At 69.3% G+C, this 15,383-nt stretch carries 15 protein-coding genes; 7 read left to right on the top strand and 8 right to left on the bottom strand.

The annotated features are described in order from the left end of the window. Positions 1-178 precede the first annotated feature (178 nt). Positions 179-1,726: a helix-turn-helix domain-containing protein gene (locus tag NLX83_RS40460; RefSeq protein WP_254240609.1), complete on the bottom strand. Its 1,548-nt coding sequence runs from the start codon at positions 1,724-1,726 to the stop codon at positions 179-181. Between the two features lie 163 nt (positions 1,727-1,889). Here NLX83_RS40460 and NLX83_RS40455 point away from each other — a divergent pair, with 163 nt between their 5' ends. Together NLX83_RS40455 and NLX83_RS40450 are read left to right on the top strand one after the other, a co-directional pair. Continuing rightward, entirely contained in the window at positions 1,890-2,462 is a 573-nt protein-coding gene (locus NLX83_RS40455; RefSeq protein WP_254240608.1) for a TetR family transcriptional regulator, read from the top strand. Continuing rightward, positions 2,459-3,310, top strand: a complete 852-nt coding sequence (locus NLX83_RS40450; RefSeq protein ID WP_254240607.1) for an SDR family oxidoreductase — start codon at positions 2,459-2,461, stop codon at positions 3,308-3,310. Before NLX83_RS40455 ends, NLX83_RS40450 begins: the two co-directional genes overlap by 4 nt. On the opposite strand, the gene NLX83_RS42190 is transcribed toward NLX83_RS40450, so the two are convergent. The 3 genes from NLX83_RS42190 to NLX83_RS40435 form a co-directional block, all read right to left on the bottom strand. Further along, positions 3,307-5,340, bottom strand: a complete 2,034-nt coding sequence (locus NLX83_RS42190) for an MGH1-like glycoside hydrolase domain-containing protein (protein WP_254240606.1) — start codon at positions 5,338-5,340, stop codon at positions 3,307-3,309. The genes NLX83_RS40450 and NLX83_RS42190 overlap by 4 nt on opposite strands. 121 nt (positions 5,341-5,461) lie before the next feature. Beyond that, positions 5,462-6,229 carry a DeoR/GlpR family DNA-binding transcription regulator gene (locus NLX83_RS40440; RefSeq protein WP_254240605.1) on the bottom strand — a complete coding sequence of 256 codons (768 nt, stop codon included), beginning with the start codon at positions 6,227-6,229 and terminating at the stop codon, positions 5,462-5,464. A 28-nt stretch (positions 6,230-6,257) separates the two neighbouring features. Continuing rightward, a complete protein-coding gene (locus NLX83_RS40435; RefSeq protein WP_254240604.1) occupies positions 6,258-7,121 on the bottom strand; it encodes a dioxygenase family protein in 864 nt (287 codons plus the stop codon). A 120-nt stretch (positions 7,122-7,241) separates the two neighbouring features. On the opposite strand from NLX83_RS40435, the gene NLX83_RS40430 reads away from it, so the two are divergent. Then, a complete protein-coding gene (locus tag NLX83_RS40430; RefSeq protein WP_254240603.1) occupies positions 7,242-7,706 on the top strand; it encodes a MarR family winged helix-turn-helix transcriptional regulator in 465 nt (154 codons plus the stop codon). 131 nt (positions 7,707-7,837) lie between these two features. On the opposite strand, the gene NLX83_RS40425 is transcribed toward NLX83_RS40430, so the two are convergent. Both NLX83_RS40425 and NLX83_RS40420 read right to left on the bottom strand, forming a co-directional pair. Further along, the gene (locus NLX83_RS40425; protein ID WP_254240602.1) at positions 7,838-8,281 is read right to left on the bottom strand and encodes a hypothetical protein; all 444 of its coding nucleotides are present in this window, start codon (positions 8,279-8,281) and stop codon (positions 7,838-7,840) included. A 214-nt stretch (positions 8,282-8,495) separates the two neighbouring features. Further along, positions 8,496-9,248 carry an SDR family NAD(P)-dependent oxidoreductase gene (locus tag NLX83_RS40420; RefSeq protein WP_254240601.1) on the bottom strand — a complete coding sequence of 251 codons (753 nt, stop codon included), beginning with the start codon at positions 9,246-9,248 and terminating at the stop codon, positions 8,496-8,498. Positions 9,249-9,373: 125 nt separating this feature from the next. Here NLX83_RS40420 and NLX83_RS40415 point away from each other — a divergent pair, with 125 nt between their 5' ends. Beyond that, entirely contained in the window at positions 9,374-10,081 is a 708-nt protein-coding gene (locus NLX83_RS40415; RefSeq protein WP_254240600.1) for a TetR/AcrR family transcriptional regulator, read from the top strand. Here NLX83_RS40415 and NLX83_RS40410 read toward each other — a convergent pair. Beyond that, on the bottom strand, positions 10,069-10,977 hold the full coding sequence (locus NLX83_RS40410) for a GNAT family N-acetyltransferase (protein ID WP_254240599.1): 909 nt from the start codon (positions 10,975-10,977) through the stop codon (positions 10,069-10,071). The genes NLX83_RS40415 and NLX83_RS40410 overlap by 13 nt on opposite strands. A 294-nt stretch (positions 10,978-11,271) precedes the next feature. Between NLX83_RS40410 and NLX83_RS40405 the strand changes: the two genes are divergently transcribed. The 3 genes from NLX83_RS40405 (at position 11,272) to NLX83_RS40395 (ending at position 14,260) form a co-directional block, all read left to right on the top strand. After that, positions 11,272-12,072, top strand: a complete 801-nt coding sequence (locus NLX83_RS40405) for a PP2C family protein-serine/threonine phosphatase (RefSeq protein WP_254240598.1) — start codon at positions 11,272-11,274, stop codon at positions 12,070-12,072. Further along, a complete protein-coding gene (locus tag NLX83_RS40400; protein ID WP_254240597.1) occupies positions 12,069-12,374 on the top strand; it encodes a hypothetical protein in 306 nt (101 codons plus the stop codon). Before NLX83_RS40405 ends, NLX83_RS40400 begins: the two co-directional genes overlap by 4 nt. Positions 12,375-12,742: 368 nt before the next feature. Beyond that, on the top strand, positions 12,743-14,260 hold the full coding sequence (locus NLX83_RS40395) for an ankyrin repeat domain-containing protein (protein WP_254240596.1): 1,518 nt from the start codon (positions 12,743-12,745) through the stop codon (positions 14,258-14,260). 58 nt (positions 14,261-14,318) lie between these two features. Here NLX83_RS40395 and NLX83_RS40390 read toward each other — a convergent pair. Continuing rightward, positions 14,319-15,383 (bottom strand): HNH endonuclease signature motif containing protein (locus tag NLX83_RS40390; protein ID WP_254240595.1); only part of this gene is annotated, 1,065 nt, incomplete at its 5' end.

Below are 15,383 nucleotides of genomic sequence, written 5' to 3'. Positions count from 1 at the left end.
CGTGCCCCCGAGAGGCCCAAGGGCACGCGCAAGGGGCCCCCAGGTCAAGCCGACCCCCACGCTGGAAGCCCAGCGCCGCCCGCTGGAAGTCCAGCCAACTCCGCTGGAAGCCCAGCCACACAAGCTGGAAGCCCAGCACCGCCTGCCGCAAGCCCAGTCCGCGCAAGCAGGAAACCCCTCAAAGATCCCGAAAGATCTCAATCCGAGCCCCCAGCTGATTCAACCGCGAAGCCAACTGCTCATACCCCCGATTAATCACATAAACATTCCGCAACACCGACGTCCCCTTCGCCGCCAGCATCGCCAGCAGCACCACTACCGCGGGCCGCAGCGCAGGCGGACAAATAACCTCCGCCGCCGACCACCGAGTCGGACCTTCCACATTCACCCGATGCGCGTCCAACAATGACACCCGCCCACCAAGCTTCGTCAGCTCCGTCAAGTACAGCGCGCGATTCTCGTATACCCAGTCGTGAATGAGAGTGGTCCCTTGCGCCGTCGCCCCGATGAGCGCGAAGAACGGGAGGTTGTCGATGTTCAACCCAGGGAACGGCATCGGGTGGATCTTGTCGTTGGGGGCGCGGAGGCTGCTGGGGCGCACGACGAGGTCGAGCAGGCGGGTGCGGCCGTTGGCGGCGGGGTACTCCTCGCCGCGGTCGTAGTCGAGGCCCATCTCCTCCAGGAGCGCCAGCTCGATCTCCATGAACTCGATCGGCACGCGGCACACGGTGATCTCCGAGCCGGTCACGATCGCGGCCGTCACCAGGCTCATCGCCTCGATGGGGTCCTCGGACGGCGAGTAGTCGACGTCGCGGTGGATGCGGGGCAGGCCGTGCGCGGTGAGCGTGGTGGTGCCGATGCCCTCGATCCGCACGCCCAGTTCGGTGAGGAAGAAGCACAGGTCCTGCACCATGTAGTTCGGGCTGGCGTTGCGGATCACCGTCGTGCCGTGGTGTCCGGCGGCGGCCATCAGCGCGTTCTCGGTGACGGTGTCACCGCGCTCGGTCAGCACGATCGCGCGGGTGGGGTGGCGGGAGCGGTCGACCTGGGCGCGGTAGCTGCCGGAGGCCGCTTTGACTTCGAGGCCGAAGGGGCGCAGCGCCGTCATGTGCGGTTCGACGGTGCGGGTGCCGAGCGCGCAGCCGCCGGCGTACGGCAGTTCGAACTCGTCCTCGTGGTGCATCAGCGGACCGAGGAACATGATGATGCTCCTGGTCCGCCGCGCCGCCGCGACGTCCATGCCCGCCAGGTCGAGCCGCGCGGGCGGGACGATCTCCAGGTCGTTGTCCTCGTTGAGCCACCGCGTGCGCACGCCGATGCTGGCGAGGACTTCGAGGAGCCGGTTCACCTCCTCGATGCGCGCGACCTTGCGCAGGGTGGTCCTGCCCGAGTTCAGCAGCGCCGCGCAGAGCAGCGCGACCCCGGCGTTCTTGCTGGTCTTCACGGTGATGCTGCCGGAGAGCGGTCGTCCGCCCTCGACGCGCAGGTGCATCGGCCCGGACCGGCCGAGTGTGACGATCTCGGAGTCCAGCGCCGCGCCGATCCTGGTCAGCATCTCCAGGCTGAGGTTCTGGTTGCCCTGCTCGATCCGGTGCACCGCGCTCTGGCTGGTGCCGAGCGCCTCGGCGAGCTGCGCCTGCGTCCACCCCCGGTGCTTGCGGGAGTCCCGGACCAGGCGGCCGATCTGGCGCAGGTAGGCGGAGAGCTGTTCGGAGCTGTCAGGCATGCCCTCGACGCTATCTCATATCTGACATACCCACTGCACGCGCCCTCGGTGAAACCCCAGTTGGCCCTGCTCAAACCGCCGTTTCGGATGCTTCCAGTGATGTACGGCAACAAAAATGAGTCATGGATGACCTAAAAATAGTCAAGTGTGATACGTTTCCGGTATGGAAGACCTCGAAACAGGTGTGCGAGGCCGCACGAAGCGGGCGATCCTGGCGGCTGCGGCGGCCACGCTGGCCAAGGACCGTGCCGCGACGCTCGCGGACATCGCGGCCGCGGCGGAGGTGGGCCGCAGCACCGTGCAGCGCTACTTCGCCGAACGAGAAGACCTGGTCAACGCGGTCACCATGGACTCGCTGCGCGTGCTCGGGGAGGCGACCGAGGAAGCCGACATCGCCCGGGGCGAGCCGGGGGAGGCGATGCGCAGGCTGGTCACCGCGATGCTCAGCGTCGCCGAACGGGTTCTGTACCTCTACGGCGACACCGAGATCCTGGCCAGCATCGGCGGCGTGGACCAGGACGACGAAGGCAGCCAGGCGGTGCGAGCCCTCATCAAGCGCGGGCAGGCCGATGGGACGTTCGACGCCGGAGCCGATCCGTCGTGGATCGAATCGGTGCTGTGGTCCCTGGTCTACAGCGCCTGCGACGCGGTCGGCAGGGGCCGGATGCCCCGCCACGGTGCGGCCGCGACGGTCATCCGCACGTTGGAGCAAGGCATCTCAGGGGGAAGCAGATGAAGGTCCTGGTGACCGGCGCGACCGGCAACGTCGGCCGGATCGTGGTCGACCAGCTTGCCCGGCAAGGGGTTTCGGTGCGTGCGCTGACTCGCAACCCGTCCGCCGCGCGGTTCCCGGAAGGCGTCGAGGTCTTCGGGGGCGACCTCGGCGACCCGGCGTCGCTGCCTCTGGACGGCGTCGAGCGGATGTACCTCTTCCCGGTCCCCGGAACCGCCGAAGCGATCGTCGCCCGCGCGGTCGAAGCCGGGGTGCGGCGCATCGTCACCCTGTCCTCGGGCGCGGTGACCTTCGGCCACGACACCACCTACCACCTGCCGATCGAACAGGCCGTGGAAGCCTCCGGTCTACAGTGGACACACGTCCGGCCCGGCGAGTTCGCGATCAACAAGCTCTGGTTGTGGGGCCCGTCGATCCGCGCCGAGGGCGTGGTCCGCGATCCCAACCCGGACCTGGCCTGGTTCCCGACGCATGAGCGCGACATCGCCGAGGTCGCACTCGCCGCGCTGACGGAGGACGGGCACGCGGGGCGGGCGTACGACGTCAACGGGCCGGAGCAGATCACCTACCGCGACCAGGTCAAGGCCATCGCGGAGGCCATCGGCCGGGAGATCGGCTTCGAGGAGGTCAGCCGCGAGCGCGCCCGTGAGCTCTACCTCGCCCAGGGCGGTTTCGCCGCGGCCAACGCGGACTTCCTCCTCGGCTACGAGTCCTACGACGGCGCGGACCAGGAGAAGTCCGACCCCGAGTGGGCCGACCAGGACTGGACGATCTCGACCGCCGAGCCGGTCACCGGACGCGCGCGCACGTTCGCGGAGTGGGCGCGCGATCACGCCGACGACTTCCGCTAGCCGCGCCAGGACTGGAAAGCCGTCAGCCCGAACGACGCTCCCGCTTGCGGTGTCCCGACAACGCGCAGCGCGGTCGTCGTCACCGTGGGGAACGTGATCCGCGTGAGGTCGTTCCCCGCGGTCGGCGCCCTGCGCTGCTTGGGCACGTCCACCCAAGAACCGTCAGAGTGCTTGTATTGCAACAGGTACGAGGCAGGCACGCGAACTCCGCCTCCGTCGTCGTAGAAGAACAGCCGCACGTCCGAGGTCGCGGTCGGTTTGCCGAAGTCGATCGCCAGCCAGTCGGTCGGATTGGGGGAGCGGTAGCTCGTCCAGCGGGTGTTCGGCACGTCCAGGAAGAAGTTCTGGCCGTCGTTGGCCTGCGCGGGGTGATCACCGTTGCCGACGTTGGAGTACGACGCGCTCGCCAACGGGAACCCCGAACCGCCGATGTTCGCAGCGTCGTCCACCAAGCGCGGCAACGGTTTCACGGCGCCGCGTGGAACAGGCAGCCGTAGTGGCTTGAGATCTTGCTGCCGGGCGACCTCGTGTCCGTCAAGGTAGACGCGCAGCCCCTGACCACGACCGTAGTGCTTGCCGTCCTTGTCCCACACCACGCTCAGGTTCCGGCCGTGGTATGCCAGGTTCTCCACCGCGAAGTGGGACCAGGTTGCCAGGGGGCTGATCCGGACGCTGTCGTCGGACTGCGGCCGTACGCCGAGCAGGCCGGACAGGACCAGGTCGGCGTAGGTCGAGTGGTTGTAGTCCTCGCTGTGGTTCTTGCTGTCATAGAGCCAACGCTGCTCATCGGGGTGGTGCGCCTCGGCGACATAGGGCCTGCCGTCCTTGGTCTGGGTGAGTGCGTATCCCCTCAACAGCGCAACATAATCCGATTTGTCCACATAGGACTGGGCGGGGTAGTCGATCAGCAGGTTGGCCAGGGCGGTCAGGGTCTGGCTCGTGGCGTACGGCCAGCTCGGCCCGCTCCACTGGCAGCACCCCTTCTCCGTGTCCTTCATGAACCAAGGACTCCGACGCTCCACGGTGGTCGGACCGAACCGTGCTGAAAACCCTTGTGGGTCACGGAGTTGCGCCCAAGCTTCGGCGTTGTCGGGTGGCGCGGCGTGGAACATCCACGGCACGAAGCCGATCTGCTCGCGGTCGGCGATCTTCACGCGGTCCGGGTTGTCGTCCCGCATGACGTGCTTGTAGAACTTCTTGTCCTTGTCCCACAACCACTTCTCCTGCGCCTTCGTCAGCGCGGCCGCGCGGTCCCGGTAGATGCGCTCCGTGGCGCGGTCACCGGTTCGCCGGGCCAGCTCCGCGATCGCCCTCGCGTCGGCGATCTGGTAGCTGTTCAGCGTCGGACGGAAGCCGTCACCGCCGTGGTACGGATCGGGGCTCTGGTACGAACTGGCCGTGTACTCCATCGCGTCCCATACCGGCGTCTGCCAGTAGAGCCCGAGTTCGGCGTTGTACTGGGGAGACCAGCGCTCCCAGTGCCGCTTCAGCTCCGGCAGCAGGCTCGCGGCGAAGCCGAGGTCACCGGTCACCTCGGCCCGCCGCAGCGCCGCGTCGGCCAGCCACGAGGAGTACTGGTGCGCCCAGTCCGTGGTGTTCTTGTTCAGGAACTCCGTCGCGGGCTTCGGCCCCGCCCCGGCACCGCGCATCCAGTAGCGCAGGTAATCGTCGAGGTAGCGGGTGTCGCGCAGCCACCGCCCCTCGTACACGTGGTGCCCGGCCGCCGCCACGATCCCGCCGTCCGGCGCGGAGTAGCCGACCGGGCCGAGGAACTCGCTGGTGATCCACCCCTCGCGGGTGTACTTCTGCGCCTCGTAGAAGGTGCGCCAGCGGTAGTAGTAGACCGCCTCGATCTGCTTGTCCGGCAGGTCGACGAACGGGATGTTGGCCTTGAACCAGCCCCGCTCCGGGAACCCGGCGAGCTTCGCGTCCTGGTCGACCACCTGGGTGCCCGGCCCCGGCTGCGGGTAGACCGGTACGGCGGTCACCACGGTGAGCGCGGCGACGAGGGCACTCAGAAGAGCGGACACCTCGGTGACCTCCTGGCTCGGCGGCGGCGCGGGACAGGGGGAGAGCGATCCCAATTAGCGGGGCGGCGAGCACCAAGAGTCAATATTTGGACGAAAACTGTCCGGAAATGACCAGACTCGATCAAGCCTTGGCGACGTGCACGTCCACGCCCAGCCTGCGCAGCGCGGCGATCTCCTCCGCGTCGGCCGCCGAGTCCGTGACCAGGTGCGCGATGCCCTCCGGGGGCACCGTCTGCACCATCGTGTCCACGCCGAGCTTGGTGTGGTCGGCGAGCACGACAACCTCGGCCGCGGTCGCCGCCATCGCCCGGTCCATCGCGGCCACCGCCACGTTCGGCGTGGACAGGCCGCGCGCCGCGGTCAGCCCGTTGCCGGACAGGAACGCCCGCTGCATCCGCAGACCGCCGATCGACTCCTCGGCGACCGCCCCGACGAGCGCGAAGATCGACCCGCGCAGCGTGCCGCCGGGCATCAGCACCTCGATGCCGCGCGAGCGCGCGAACGCCTGCGCCACGAGCAGCGAGTTGGTCAGCACGGTCAGGTTCGACAGCCGGGCCAGCCGCCGCGCCAGCGCCTGCGTGGTGGTGCCCGCGCCGAGCACGATGGCATCGCCCGGCGCCACCAGCTCGGCCGCCGCATTGGCGATCGCGGCCTTCTCCGCGCTCGCGACCTGCGTCTTCTCCGTGTAACTCGGCTCGTAGGACGGCGCCTCGTTGGCCACCGCCCCACCGTGCCTGCGCGCCAGCAGGCCCTCCGCCTCCAGCCTGCGCAGGTCCCGCCGCACCGTCACCTCGCTGGCCTGGACGATCCTGGCCAGCTCGCGCAGCGAGACCATCCCGTTGGCCCGGACCAGCTCCAGCACGGCCTGACGCCGTTCGGCAGCGAACATGCGATCGACAGTAAACGATCAGAAACGATCAGGCGGCCTCGAAGGATCTCTTCGAGAGACCGATCAGGTAACCGTCGATGGTGGTCCGGACGGGCGCGTCCGCCCGGTCGGCCGCGCCGAGGGTGACGAACAGCGGCACGTAGTGCTCGACCGTCGGGTGCGCGTAGGGCAGCCCCGGCGCCTTGTTCCGGTAGTCGGCGAGCGTGTCCACGTCGCCGCGGTCCAGGGCTTCGGCGGCCCACGCGTCGAAGTCCGACGACCAGCCGGGCACCACGTTCCCGGTCCACATCTCGCGGGTCAGGTACGGCAGGCCGTGGGTCATGAACCCGGACCCGATCACCAGCGTGCCCTCCGCGCGCAGCGACCGCAGCCGCTTTCCCAGTTCCAGCAACCTCTCCGGGTCATGGGTGGGCATGCTCAGCTGGAGCACCGGGATGTCGCCGAGCGGGTACATCACCTTCAGCGGCACCCACGCCCCGTGGTCCAGGCCGCGGCGGGCGTGCCGGTGCACGGGCTCGCTGTCCGGCATCGCGGCCGTGACCCGCCGGGACAGCTCGGTCGCGTCCGGCGTCTCGTAGGTCATCTCGAAGTAGCGCCTCGCGAAGCCGCTGAAGTCGTAGACCAGCGGTGTGTTCGCGGCCGCGGAGCTCAGGCTCAGCGGTGCCGCCTCCCAGTGGGCGCTGACGATCAGGATGTTCTTCGGCCTGGGCAGGCTCTGCGCCCACGCGAAGAGCTGGTCGATCCACAGCTCGTCGTCGAAGAGCGGGGGAGCGCCGTGCCCGAGGTAGATCGAGGGCAGCGGGCCGTCGGCGGGCGTCCACTCCCGCTGGGCGCGGGCCAGGGGCAGGGCCTTCGGCAGGAAGCGGTCGAACGCGGCGGCGGGCTCGGTCATCGAAGACCCGCTTGCGGGGGCGAGCTTGGCACAGCGTGCTCCTCATTGTTGTTCGAGTTTCAACAACGACGGTAGCGCCGCACAATTGAGAGTTCAAGTGTTGTCGGTACGATGGCCGCCATGACCGAGGACGTGCGCTGGCTCAGCGATGCCGAGCAACGGGCGTGGCGGGCCTACCTCCGGGCCAACCGGATGCTCTGGTCCGCGCTGGACCAGCAGCTCCAGCGCGATTCCGGGCTGCCGCACGCCTACTACCTGATCCTGGTGGCCCTGTCGGAGTGCCCGGACCGGACCTCGACGATGAGCGAGCTGGCCACGCTGGCCGGGACCTCGCCGAGCGCGCTCTCGCACGCGGTGGGCAGGCTGGAGGCGCAGGGCTGGGTGAGTCGCTGCCGCAATACCGGCAACGCGCGGATCGTGCTGGCCACGCTCACCGACGAGGGTTTCGCCGCGCTGGCCGGGGCCGCTCCCGGGCACGTCGGGGAGGTCCGCCGGATGATCTTCGACCGGCTCGGCCCCGAGCAGGTCGCGCAGCTGGCCGAGATCTGCTCGGCGATCGCGGGCGAGGACCCGGCCTGGCCGTGACGGACCATCACATTTCGGCCGGGTCCGGGCATCGAATTGCCCGAAGGGGATAACTCCGGATTAGTGCAGCGGTGTTCCCCGAGTGCGTTATCGTCACTCGTTCATCGCAATTGCGCGAATTCTGTCCGGAGTTAGCTCAGGTCACCGCTGGTCTTGCCGGGCTGCTGGAACAGCATCGGTGCGACGCTGGAGGCGGCCTTCGGCTGCTCGGCGGGCGGCTGCTCGACCACCCGCTGCTCCACCACCTGGGCCTCCACCCTCGGGGCAGGGGCCTTGGCCTTTTCCCTGGTCTTCTCCTTGGCCGGGGCGGGCGCCACGGCCTTGTCGCTGAGCGCGGTGCGCGCCGCGTTGATCCAGATCCGGTGCATGTGCTCGTCCCGGCTGCCCTTGATCGTGGTCAGCAGACCGGACAGGGCACCGCGCAACTTCGCGGCCAGGGCCGGGTCCTTGCGGATGTAGCGCCATACGGGGTGGTCCACCGGCAGCCGGGCACTGGCGAGCCGCTGTGCCTGGATGCGGAGTTCGGCCGCGGGGAGGTCGGTCCACGCCGCGACGGTCTCGGCATCGAAAGTCATGGGCGAAGTCTTTCAGGTCCGGTGTGGCGACGGCCGACACCCCGCTTTATCCCCGACCGCGTCGAACGGGTGGGAAAAGCGTATGAGTGCAATCGCCTTGGCAGGACGATCGAGGTGGAAATTGATGCATTCGTTATTGGAGCTGTACGGAAGCTCGACCGGTCTCTCGGGCGCAGTGTAGCGGAAAGCCGCACTCATTCGCCCAGAGCGGGCGTCAGCGCGGCATTCGCCGCCACACCGCCCTGGGCAGCAGCCGCAGCACCGCGAACAGCGGGCGCAGCGTCGCGGGCACCCACACCTCGCCCTTGCCCCTGCGCAACGCGCGCACGGTGGCCTCGGCGACCTGGTCCGGGGTGCTGGACAGCGGGGCCGGGGTCATGCCCTCGGTCATCCTGCCGATCACGAAACCGGGCCGGACCAGCAGCAGCCGCACGCCGCTGCCCACGAGCGCGTCGGCGAGGCCGGCCGCGAACCCGTCCAGCCCGGCCTTGGCCGAGCCGTAGACGTAGTTCGCCCGCCGCACCCGGACGCCCGCGACCGAGGAGAACACCACGAGGGTGCCCCTTCCCTGCTCGCGCAGCCGCTTGGCCAGCAGGGTCAGGATGCTGACGTGCGCGACGTAGTCGGTGTGCACGATGGACACCGCGTGCGCGGCGTCGGTCTCGGCCCGCCGCTGGTCGCCGAGGATGCCGAAGGCGGTGATCACCACGTCGAGCGGGCCGTGCCGCTCGGTGATCTTCTGCAGGAACGCCTCGTGGTCGTCGACGATGTCGGCGTCGAACTCGGCCCGCTCCACCGTGGCGCCCGCGACGCGCAGCACCGACTCCTGGGAGTCCAGGTCGGAGCTCCGTCTGGCGGCGAGGATGACCGTGCTGTCCGGGCCGATCAGGCGAACGGCGACGGCGAGACCGATCTCGCTGCGCCCACCGAGAAGCAGAATCGTTCCGGCGTGTCCGGTGCCGCTCAAGGCGGGTCCTTTCGATCGTGCGCGGGTCTTGGCCCCCTTGGGGAGGGCAACTATAGAGGTGCGGCTCCGGCAGGTTGATCTTCGGTTACAATCGGGGCGGATGACCCGTTTGATGGAGGTGCCGCATGGTCGCGACGACGACACCACCGACACCACCGAGGGCGGACGCCCGGCGGAACCGGGAGCGGGTGCTCGCCGCCGCCTCGGCCGCGTTCGCCGAGCACGGGCTCGGCGTGCCCCTCGATGAGATCGCCAGGCGAGCCGGGGTCGGCGCGGGCACGGTGCACCGGCACTTCGCCACGAAGGAGCTGTTGTTCGAAGAGGTGGTCGCGGCGCGCTTCGACAGCTTCCGAGCGGACGCGCAGGGCCTCGTAGACGACGAACGGCCTGCTGAGGCGTTCTTCGGGTTCTTCACCGCGGCGATCATCCGGATCTCGCTGAACCGGGCGCTCGCGCAGGTGGTCGAGGACGGCTCCGGCCCGTGGGCGCGGGTCGCCGCGGAGGTGACCAGGGCGGTCGGCGACCTGCTCGCCGCAGCCCAGCGCGCGGGCGGGGTCCGGGACGACATCGGCGTCGAGGAGGTGATGTCGCTGCTGGTCGGCTGCGTCGCCATGGAGCGCAGGAACGCCGGGTCCGGGCGGATGACCGCCCTCGTCCTGGAACTGCTCCGTAACGAAAGTAACGAAACACCGCTCCTGTGTGCGGTGTGCGGAACGGCGATCGAGGCACCCGCCACGGGCAGGCGCCCCCGCTACTGCGGCGGCGCCTGCCGGCAGAAGGCGCACCGCGAGCGGGGCTCCGCACGCGGTGCGCCCGGCGATCAGGCCGGGTAGACCAGGTCGGTCCGCTCCCGGTAGACCGGGTACCCGGCCTTGGCGAACGCCTTGGCCATCGGGATGTTCCCCTTGTCGGTGCCCGCCTTGATCTGCTGCGCGCCCTCGGCGACGAGCAGGTGGGTGGCCTCCACGAGCAGGTCGTAGGCGTAGCCGTGGCCGCGGTGCTCCGGGACGACCCCGATGTAGCCGATCACCGGCTTGCTGTGCCTGCTCGGCACGCTCAGCCCGACGATGTCGCCGTCCGGGGTGCAGGCGACCCGCCACCACTCGCGGGGACTGGGCATCCAGCGCAGGAAGTCCATGTCCTCCTGCGCGGCGGCCTCGACGCCGTGCAGCTCGATCGTCCTGCGGGCGTGCGCGTCGAGGGTGCTCTCGTTCATCCTGCGGAAGATGTCGAAGAACACCCCGTCGTCCGGTTCCTGCCGGAACACCAGGCGCCCGGGGCGTTCCGGCAACCCGTTGTCGGGGGTCCACATGTAGGTGAAGCGCTCGACCAGCTTGGTCATGCCCGCGGCGATCGCCGCGTCATAGCGGGCGCTCGCCGCGGCGACCACGTCCGGGCGGTCGCGCCAACCCGGCTCGACGTGGAGGTTGTACTCGGTGCGGTACGGCGCGCGGCGCAGCAGTTCGACAGCCGCGTCGGCGTCGGTGAAGTCGAACCAGTCCAGTGCCAGCGGAGCGTCGTCCTTCGGCCCGCCGAACCAGGCGGCCCGCGCGACGACGACGCCGTCGCGCAGGGCGATCCAGCTCCATTCGGGGCGGTACTCGCCCTTCGCGGCCAGTTCGGCGTACGTCGTGCCGCCGATGGCGAAGCCGGTCAGGCCGTCGTGCGGAAGGGATTCGAAGAGCTCGACCTCGCCGGGGACCAGCGGGCGGATGACCAGATCGGTCATGGGTGGAGATTCCTCTCGGGACGCTGTGCGCGCTCCCGGATCAGGACCTCGACGCCCTCACGGCGAGAAGGGAGCGCATGATCGTCGTAGTGATCACGGCTCTCACCTCCTTCGCGCTGTTCGAGGGCGTCCGGGGCAGGGTAGGCGGAACCGCCCGGACCGGGCAAACGGGTTTTTCGGGGTGCCACCGGACGGGCGGGGTGGCGAGCCAGGCATCATCGTGTTCTCGGCGTGCGCGGCGGACTACCGTCAGGAGATCATGTCGGGACCGGTCCGACGGAGTAGGGGAGTGACGTGGGCGAACAGCGCCGCGAGCTGGTCGTTGGCATGGCCTGTGAGCAGGGACCCCGGCCGTCGAACGCGGACGCGATCGCCGCGGCGGGAGCCCTCGGCGGTGCGACCGCCCTCGCGGTCGTCGACGGCATCGGCGGTGACGAGCACGTGGTCGCGGCCTCCCCGGCCTGCGTGCAGGAGGCCGTCGCCGTCGGCGCGGAGCACGGCGCGGTCGCCGGGCTGCTCGCGGCGGGCGAGGAGATGCGCGAGCGGCAGAACGCGGCCGCGGAGAAGGGCGCCCGCATCCCCGACGCGGTCGCCGCGGTGGCCGTCTTCCTCCCCGAGCTGAACGTGGTCGAGGTCGCCTGGACCGGTGACTGTCGAGTGTGGACGCTGCACGAGGACGAGCTGCGCGTGCACACCGTCGACCACACCCAGGGCCAGCGCATGCGCGAGTACGCCGCCGAGCTGACCGAGGAGGAGCTGGCCGACTACGACGAGGACCCCAACGACTGGGACCACGTCGTGCTCACCACCCTGGGCCGCGCGCACCCCGTCGACCCGATGTCCTTCGGCAGCACCCGCGTCTCCGCCGAGGGCGTGCTCGCCGTCGTGGTCGGCAGCGACGGCTTCCACAAGTCGTTGAGCGCCGAGGAGATCGCCGACGTGCTGCGCGAGCACCCCGACGACGCCCAGGAAGCGGCGGAGCAGCTGGTCACCTCCGCGCTCACCCGCGCGGCCGAGGTGCACGACAACGTCACCGCGGGCGTTCTACCGCTCTCTGCTGCGCCGGATGACGCCGAGGATCAGCCGAGCGGTTGACACGGCGCTGCGCCGGGCGGAGCAGCCTGGAGGTCGTCAAGCACTGCGACCTTCGGGAGGGATTGTGTCGCTCGCACGTATCTTCGCCGCCCCTCGGCCGCGTCGCCCCCGCATGGGCTGTTGATGCCAAGGGAAAGCGCCTCGCCACCCGCTATGAGCTGACCGGCACGACGCTGACCCAGGTCCTCGAGCACCGGGGTGCCGCGTACCCCGTCGTCGCCGACCCGGTGGTGACCGTCGACTGCGGTTACATCCGCTGCGCGTACGTCTTCAGTCGTTCCTTCACCAAGAACGAGTTGTAGCCCGCTGTCCAGGGCGGCCCCGCCGCCGTCGCCGGAGTCCTGGCGGCGGCGTGTTCGCCTGGCGGCCCCATCGCTACGCGATCGTGGACGAATCCGCCAACTGCCACGACAACTGATCCGTCGGGGTGGTCGTCCACTGTGGACGACCACCCTTCGGCGTTCGTCTCCAGCCCACGCCGCAGCCATCACGGGCCTGTGCACGGGATCTCCCCCGGACGCCCGGCGACGGGTACACTTCAACTCGCGTTCGGAGGGCGCAGCCGGTCCGCGGGAAGGACTTGAGTCCACCTCCATCACCCGGTCGTCGACCGCACACTGTCATCTTCTTTCGGCCCGGCGCGGACCACGGGCAAGCGAAAGGAGATGTCGTGGACAGCGGCCCTTCCCTGACGCGGCAGCCGGACTTGGACCAACTCCGCCGACGGGCCAAGGAACTCCGGCGGGCTGCCGCAGCGGGAGATCCCGAAGCCCTGCGCCGGATGACCGTGCATCCCTGCCCACCCGGACCGGGCGCGACCAGGCTCAGCGCGGCCCAGCTGGTAATCGCCAGAGAACACGGCTTCCCCAGCTGGCCCAAGCTCGTCGCCGCGGTCGCGCAGCTGACAGCCAGCCGTGACGAGAAGGCGTACGCCTTGCGTCACGCCACGACGGATTGGGCGTTGCCCAGGGCGCGCAGGCTGCTCGCTGAGACCCCCGGCCTCGCCGCCAGCGACATCTGGACCGCGGCGGCAGTCGGCGAACACCGCGTTGTGCGTGAGCTCCTGGCCACCAATCCCGCGCTGGCCACCGCCATAGACGGCCCGCCAGGCAATCCTCCGCTCACCTTCGCCTGCACATCCCGCTGGCACCGACTGGACCCGGCCAGGGCCGTCGGCCTGCTCAAGGTGGTCGACCTGCTCCTGGACGCGGGCGCGCACCTCAACGGCCTCCCCGGGTGGACCGAGGCTGTGTCGCCGTTGGGCTGCGCGATCGACGCCAATCACCCCGCGCTCGTCCGGCTGCTGCTCGAACGCGGGGCCGACCCCGACGTCCATGACGGCGAGCCGCTGTACCTGGCCGCCGAGCACGCCGATCACGAATGCCTGAGTCTCCTGCTCGCCCACGGCGCCGCCGAACCGCGCAGCAACGCGCTGCTGCGCATGATCGGCAGGAACGACACCGCCGGGGTGCGGCTGCTCACGGCCTCGACGGGTGACCTGTCCGAGCGCGGCGAACTGGTGTGGCACGCGGTAGTCCACGACTGCGCACCCGAAGTCGTCCAGGCGTTGCTCGACGCAGGCGCGCCCATCTCGTCCCAGGACGACATGACACCACTGCGGCTCGCGGTGCGCCGGGGCAACCACACGGTCGCCGAACTGTTGGCGCGCGCCGCCGCCCCTGCCGTGGTCACCGACACCGACCGCTTCCTCGGGGCCTGCATGGCCGCGGACCGGGTTAAGGCGTTGCGGTTGCTGGATTCCTCGCCCGGCTTGCTCGCCGGGCTCACACACCAGGACCTCTCACTGCTCTGCGCCGCCGCGGAGAACGGACTGACCGACGCAGTGCGGCTCATGCTCGACCTGGGTTTCCCGGTCGAGGCAGGCGGCGCCAACCAGAACCCAGCTCTGCACCGCGCCTCCTTTCACGGCCGAGCCGAGGTCGTGCGATTGCTGCTCGACCACGGTGTTCCGCCGGACGGCCACGATCCGGACCGCTACGGCACCCCACTGCTCTCACTGCTCACGGCACTCTCGTTTGACCAGTACGTCCGACCGCCCGTGGACTGGCTAGGAACGGCGGCCGCGTTGCTCGCGGCCGGGGCGAGCACCAAGGACGCCTGGTTACCGCCGCAGAGCAGGGAAATCGCCGAACTGCTCAGCCAGCACGGCGTGGCCGGGGACACCTAGCGTCCTCGACGTCAGTACCTCCTCCCCGGGGCGTCCGTCCACTATGGACGTCCCGGGTCTATAGCGTCAGTGGGCAGTCCACCCTGATGTTCCGCAAGGGTTCCTGGTCGGCGTCGATCCATTTCGGGGGAATGAACGCCGGTATCCTATGCTCGAAGATGATCACCCAATCCTGTTCGTGCATCACATGATGGTGATACACACAGAGCAGAACGAGGTTGTCGAGATCGGTCGGCCCGCCCTCGATCCAATGCACCACATGATGAGCTTCCGTCCATGCCGGAGGCCGATCACAACCCGGGAAGGCACATCCCTTGTCCCGCACCGCCAGCGCTCTCCGCTGAGCCGGTGAGGCCAGGCGTCGTCCGCGTCCGTAGGCGAGGGGTTCGCCCCCCTCACCGAGGACGATGTGAGCGAGGTCGGCATCACAGGCCGCCTGCTGGGCCAAGCCCGGGGACACCGGCTGCCCAGTGTCAGTCCGAGCGCACCCGGCCTTGTCCTTCAGGTTGTCCGCGTCCATCGTCACGACCAGCAGGGAACGCGGCAGCCCGGGGATGTCGCGGGCGGTCATCGCGATCGTCATCGCCTCAACGAACGCATCAGCCAACCGCTGCTCGAACGTCCGGGGGTCTTTCTCCCCGTCCACACTCCTGGGCTTGGACAACGCCAACAAGAAGTTGAAAATCTTCTCACCATCGAGCGGACCCACCGTGGCACTGAAAGACAGGCTTCCGTCCTTGTCCCGGAACATCCGCGCCGCCCGCCGCGCAATCGCGTCCTTCTCATCGCGATAGACACCATCGGGGTCGACCACAGTCCGCACATATTTTCCGGCACGCATCAGGAACTGCGGGTCCAACGTCGGCGCCACATCCGCCAACACCCGATCCGCATCCTCCACATACTCCGACGGAAGACGCTTGATCGCATCCGAGATGACCAGCGCGTGTTCGCCACTGATCGCACCCGCATACATCGCGTCGCGGGTGTGGGGCAGTCCCGGCAACTCGCGTACCAACCTCGTGCGCCGCTTGGCCTCACTCGGGTGGATCTGCAGCTTGGTGCACAACAACATCGCCAAGTCCTTACACCCGTACGTGGCGTGCAAGACACGCTCATCGGC

The organism is Allokutzneria sp. A3M-2-11 16 (genome assembly GCF_024213555.1).
Lineage (GTDB): Bacteria > Actinomycetota > Actinomycetes > Mycobacteriales > Pseudonocardiaceae > Allokutzneria.
The sequence above is the reverse complement of the archived record's forward strand: the minus strand, read 5'-3'. Positions and strand labels throughout refer to the sequence as shown.

Coding starts and splice junctions, on each gene's coding strand:
- NLX83_RS40415 (WP_254240600.1), top strand. CDS start 9,374: ATGGTCGCGACGACGACACCACCGACACCACCGAGGGCGGACGCCCGG.
- NLX83_RS40440 (WP_254240605.1), bottom strand. CDS start 6,229: ATGTTCGCTGCCGAACGGCGTCAGGCCGTGCTGGAGCTGGTCCGGGCC.
- NLX83_RS40435 (WP_254240604.1), bottom strand. CDS start 7,121: ATGACCGAGCCCGCCGCCGCGTTCGACCGCTTCCTGCCGAAGGCCCTG.
- NLX83_RS40460 (WP_254240609.1), bottom strand. CDS start 1,726: ATGCCTGACAGCTCCGAACAGCTCTCCGCCTACCTGCGCCAGATCGGC.
- NLX83_RS40455 (WP_254240608.1), top strand. CDS start 1,890: ATGGAAGACCTCGAAACAGGTGTGCGAGGCCGCACGAAGCGGGCGATC.
- NLX83_RS40410 (WP_254240599.1), bottom strand. CDS start 10,977: ATGACCGATCTGGTCATCCGCCCGCTGGTCCCCGGCGAGGTCGAGCTC.
- NLX83_RS40425 (WP_254240602.1), bottom strand. CDS start 8,281: ATGACTTTCGATGCCGAGACCGTCGCGGCGTGGACCGACCTCCCCGCG.
- NLX83_RS40430 (WP_254240603.1), top strand. CDS start 7,242: ATGACCGAGGACGTGCGCTGGCTCAGCGATGCCGAGCAACGGGCGTGG.
- NLX83_RS40450 (WP_254240607.1), top strand. CDS start 2,459: ATGAAGGTCCTGGTGACCGGCGCGACCGGCAACGTCGGCCGGATCGTG.